The sequence below is a fragment of the Shewanella sp. Shew256 genome, from assembly GCF_002196695.1.
In the GTDB taxonomy this organism is placed as follows: domain Bacteria; phylum Pseudomonadota; class Gammaproteobacteria; order Enterobacterales; family Shewanellaceae; genus Shewanella; species Shewanella mangrovisoli.
Genome location: NZ_NAJR01000038.1, coordinates 1 through 3,624 on the forward strand (window position 1 = coordinate 1; position 3,624 = coordinate 3,624).

Genomic DNA, 3,624 nt, shown 5'->3' on the forward strand with positions numbered 1-3,624 from the left:
CCAGCGCCGCTTGATAGTTGCCACCATTCACGAAAGAAGGAATAGAGCATGACACAACGTATCGAATGCAGCCGCCGCACCTGCCGCTGGACGGGTAGACACTCAGAGTTAAGCAAGATCGCTGACCCTAAATACGCATCTAAGTCTTTTGCTGTTTACAAAGGCGTTTGCCCTAAATGCGGTTGCGACTCTTATTACGACTTGCCTGAGCCAATCATCACCGAGCGCGTTGAACACGCTAACGCACTCATCAAAGTGATATCAGAGCATGGCCGCAAGTTTTTCGAACACAAAGGCACCATAGCAACACTTGAGCTCGATAAAAACGGCAAAGTGTGGCTTGTTGACGAATTTTCTAAAGCCAGAATCTACACCCATTATCGCGATCGTTGGCATGGATTTAGTCATGGCGGAACGATGCGCAACTTAGTGGAACTCATGCGTGATTACATCACCAAAGGCACCAAGCTTTCCTTGTACGTTATTGCACCTGTTCGTTGGAACCCAGATAACGGCGACATTTGGGGCTATGGCAAAGAAGCCGCCGCAGCAGTACGCGCAGCAGCTGCACAACTGCCAATCATCAAGCAGGAGGACGCAGCATGCTAACCCACGACAAACCCCAACACCGCGATATCAAAATTGGCCTCGGCCATATCGTCGCAGATAAAGACGGCTGGATGTTGCCAGGTGGCAAGTTCACCACCAATCGCGCCGTTGCCATCCGTGCCGCCAAAGGCCTGCACCGTTTCTTGGTTAAAAGATAAGGACGTCACATGAGCCAACAAATCGAAATCCCTGCATTCTTGCTCGAAATGTCACAGCAAATGCACCAGCAGTCTAACCGCTGCACCGCCGAACCCATATGGCAAGTTCGCTGCAAGCGCTATTTACCGACCGAAGAAGGCTATGACGAAGATCACTGGGAGATTGTTGATACCGATGGTGGCACTGTTCTTTATCGGTCTGATGAATCTGATATCAAGCAAGCACTGGCTGAATGGTTAGCTGAAAACGACCATCAATGGTGTAGCAATTGGCTGTTTGATAACGATATTGATGAAGTTTGTCACGATGTTACTCATGCATTTGATGAAGTGTTTATACAAGCCTTTATCGATAAATTTGATGTTGAGTCAGATTACGACCAGCTACCTGATCCGCTTAAAAAGTTCCACCTTCAAGAAACGGAAGAAGTGATCAAAACCTGCCTAACTGAAGCCGATGCACTGTCCTTTATCGCCCGTAAGCAGCACGACTATCCAAGGCTTTACACCTATGTCGAATCAATGGTGTTTTGCCCACAGATGATCCAATTACGCCATTGGATCATGTCACTCACCACGCCAGAGGTGAAAGCATGAATCCGATACATGACTTCTACGCCAAAAACTACCCTTGGCTTAACGCAGATCAACGTGAGTGCTTTGATTTTCTTTGTGACATTCACAATGGCGGCAATCACATGTTTGGGAAAATCCAAGCTTGTGGCAAGCATGGCTTAGTCATCAACAGTAAAGCCTCGCATTACATGTCAACGTTTGATTATAGCAATCTGACAAAAGCCGTAGTACTTGCCCATGACCGCATGATCCGCTTTCAAATCGAACCATCAGCACCACGGATGTTGAAGTTCATCGTTCACAAGCGCCATACCCGTGAAGGTGATTACTGTGAACGTCATCCAACCATCGAAGAAGCCATTATCACGGTAAGAGAGCAATACCCAAGTGAAGAGGTGAAAGCATGAGCCAACAACTCACACCAAAGCAAATCGCAGCAAGGGCTTACTACCAAGCGCATAAGGAAAGTATCAAAGCCCAAAAACGGGCTCAATACGAAACTAAGGCGCGTAAGCCAAAAGTGATGAAGGTTGTTAACTCTTCGACTTCTCAACCTTCAATTGCTGCACCTAAAGCTAAAACAGTCCGATTCCAAGAGGAAAAAGAACCAGTCATCCAGTCAATTAGGATATCGGCCGAGGATAAAGTGCTCATGGCTAAACGCCGCCGCATCGAGGATATCAAGCTCGCCAAAGAGCTTGGGTTAAGTCTGGAGGATTTTGAATGAACACGTATCTCGTCGCTGAACACATGCTTTCAACTGGAAGGCACTACACTGCCGCGCAGTTAGGTGCAGAACTAGGTATATCTGCAATCGAGGCATCCGCAAAGCTTTGGAATGTTCGCAATAGCCAAAAATATCAGTGTGAATGCACTAATTTGCCAAATCGAACCGTAAAAGTGTTGGCGATAAAAGGTCGCGTAAATAGCAAAAAAGCACTCTGGGATTTGGTTTTATTTAATAAACCTATCATCAAGGAGGCACCATGAGCCAATTTGATTACATCAAACAGCATTATGGTGTTCCTGCCGAAATCGGCCGCTTAGTTAAAGTGAATGGACGCGCAGGCATCATCGTAAAAGATTGCGGCCATCACCTTGGCGTTAATTTTGACGAAGATAAGCCAAGTGTTATTCGTCATTGCCACCCTACTTGGGAAGTTGAATACGGCGAGATTGGAAGCATCCGCAAACAAACTAAATCCCAAGAACGCTATCAACGCTACTTAGAGTACGGTGACGGGTTTAAAAACTTTATCGAGTTTTGCTACTGGGACGCATGCCCTGAGCACGAATGGAACAGAGGTGAAGCATGACCGCCCCTATATCATCCCGCGAAATGCTTTATCTGCTGTCAGGCAGCGAGCCAGAGCGCAAGCTTGACTTGCTGCTATCGCTAACGCGCATCACCTCAGAGCCAACGATTGCTGCATTAAAGCTGCACTACACCACGGGTCTGGCTGAAGAACGCTGCGCCGCTCGCCACTTTATCGAGCTATCAAACCTGATGCGCGCTCAAAACACGCTCAACAGCACCATGGGCGTGGTTGAAGCAATCAAAGAAATCGACTGGGAAAAGCATCTCGCCAAGTTAGCCGCAGCCAACGCGCGGATAGCACAGCTAGAAAAACAATTAGCCAGTTATCAGTTAACTGATTCAAAGGAGAATGCCGCATGAGCAAAAAATATCAGCTGATATACGCCGATCCGCCATGGGCATTTAGCAACCAGAACACGGGCGGTTCAATGAAATCCAGCGCCCAAGCCAAGTACACCGTCACCAGCACAGAGGACTTAAAACGCCTCGATGTGGGCAGCATTGCCGATGATAACTGTGTGCTAGTGATGTGGTACGTGGGCGCTATGCCACAGGATGCCATTGATCTGGTTAAAAGCTGGGACTTCACCCTTAAAAACATGAACGGCTTTGTGTGGAACAAGCTAACAGTCAATAACAATCCATTTTTTGGCATGGGCTTTTGGACCCGTGCAGGTAGCGAGTCGGCCATTATCGCCATCAAGGGCAAACCCACGCCAGCTTGCCGCAGCGTTCGCGCCGTGGGCAATTACGATCCACAAAGCCTTGATGAAGTACTCGCTCACCTCTGCTACGTGGGCACCTATCAAAACATTCGCCACAGTCAAAAGCCTGATGAGTTTCGCGATAAATGCGTCGAACTCATGGGTGACGTTCCGCGCCTTGAAATGTTCGCCAGAACCAAAACCAAAGGTTGGGATGTGTTTGGTAACGAGGTAAAAGGCTCGATCGATATTCCATTAA

General features: G+C 47.8%; 9 protein-coding genes. 8 read left to right on the plus strand and 1 reads right to left on the minus strand.

Annotated elements, in window-relative coordinates:
- The first annotated feature begins 48 nt into the window (after nucleotides 1-48).
- Entirely contained in the window at nucleotides 49-609 is a 561-nt protein-coding gene (locus B5P39_RS24200) for a hypothetical protein (RefSeq protein WP_217895760.1), read from the plus strand.
- Here B5P39_RS24200 and B5P39_RS24815 read toward each other — a convergent pair.
- On the minus strand, nucleotides 606-785 hold the full coding sequence (locus B5P39_RS24815; protein ID WP_176400031.1) for a hypothetical protein: 180 nt from the start codon (nucleotides 783-785) through the stop codon (nucleotides 606-608). The genes B5P39_RS24200 and B5P39_RS24815 overlap by 4 nt on opposite strands.
- Between B5P39_RS24815 and B5P39_RS24210 the strand changes: the two genes are divergently transcribed.
- The 7 genes from B5P39_RS24210 to B5P39_RS24240 all read left to right on the plus strand — a co-directional run.
- On the plus strand, nucleotides 777-1,364 hold the full coding sequence (locus B5P39_RS24210; RefSeq protein WP_088213170.1) for an ead/Ea22-like family protein: 588 nt from the start codon (nucleotides 777-779) through the stop codon (nucleotides 1,362-1,364). The two genes, B5P39_RS24815 and B5P39_RS24210, sit on opposite strands and share 9 nt — an antisense overlap.
- On the plus strand, nucleotides 1,361-1,750 hold the full coding sequence (locus B5P39_RS24215; RefSeq protein WP_088213171.1) for a hypothetical protein: 390 nt from the start codon (nucleotides 1,361-1,363) through the stop codon (nucleotides 1,748-1,750). Before B5P39_RS24210 ends, B5P39_RS24215 begins: the two co-directional genes overlap by 4 nt.
- A complete protein-coding gene (locus tag B5P39_RS24220; protein WP_088213172.1) occupies nucleotides 1,747-2,070 on the plus strand; it encodes a hypothetical protein in 324 nt (107 codons plus the stop codon). The genes B5P39_RS24215 and B5P39_RS24220 overlap by 4 nt, the downstream gene beginning before the upstream one ends.
- Nucleotides 2,067-2,333 carry a hypothetical protein gene (locus tag B5P39_RS24225; protein WP_088213173.1) on the plus strand — a complete coding sequence of 89 codons (267 nt, stop codon included), beginning with the start codon at nucleotides 2,067-2,069 and terminating at the stop codon, nucleotides 2,331-2,333. The genes B5P39_RS24220 and B5P39_RS24225 overlap by 4 nt, the downstream gene beginning before the upstream one ends.
- Nucleotides 2,330-2,659, plus strand: coding sequence for a hypothetical protein (locus B5P39_RS24230; protein WP_088213174.1), 330 nt, complete (start codon nucleotides 2,330-2,332; stop codon nucleotides 2,657-2,659). The genes B5P39_RS24225 and B5P39_RS24230 overlap by 4 nt, the downstream gene beginning before the upstream one ends.
- The gene (locus B5P39_RS24235; protein ID WP_441347622.1) at nucleotides 2,656-3,021 is read left to right on the plus strand and encodes a hypothetical protein; all 366 of its coding nucleotides are present in this window, start codon (nucleotides 2,656-2,658) and stop codon (nucleotides 3,019-3,021) included. Before B5P39_RS24230 ends, B5P39_RS24235 begins: the two co-directional genes overlap by 4 nt.
- Nucleotides 3,018-3,624 (plus strand): MT-A70 family methyltransferase (locus tag B5P39_RS24240; protein WP_088213175.1); only part of this gene is annotated, 607 nt, incomplete at its 3' end. The genes B5P39_RS24235 and B5P39_RS24240, both read left to right, overlap by 4 nt.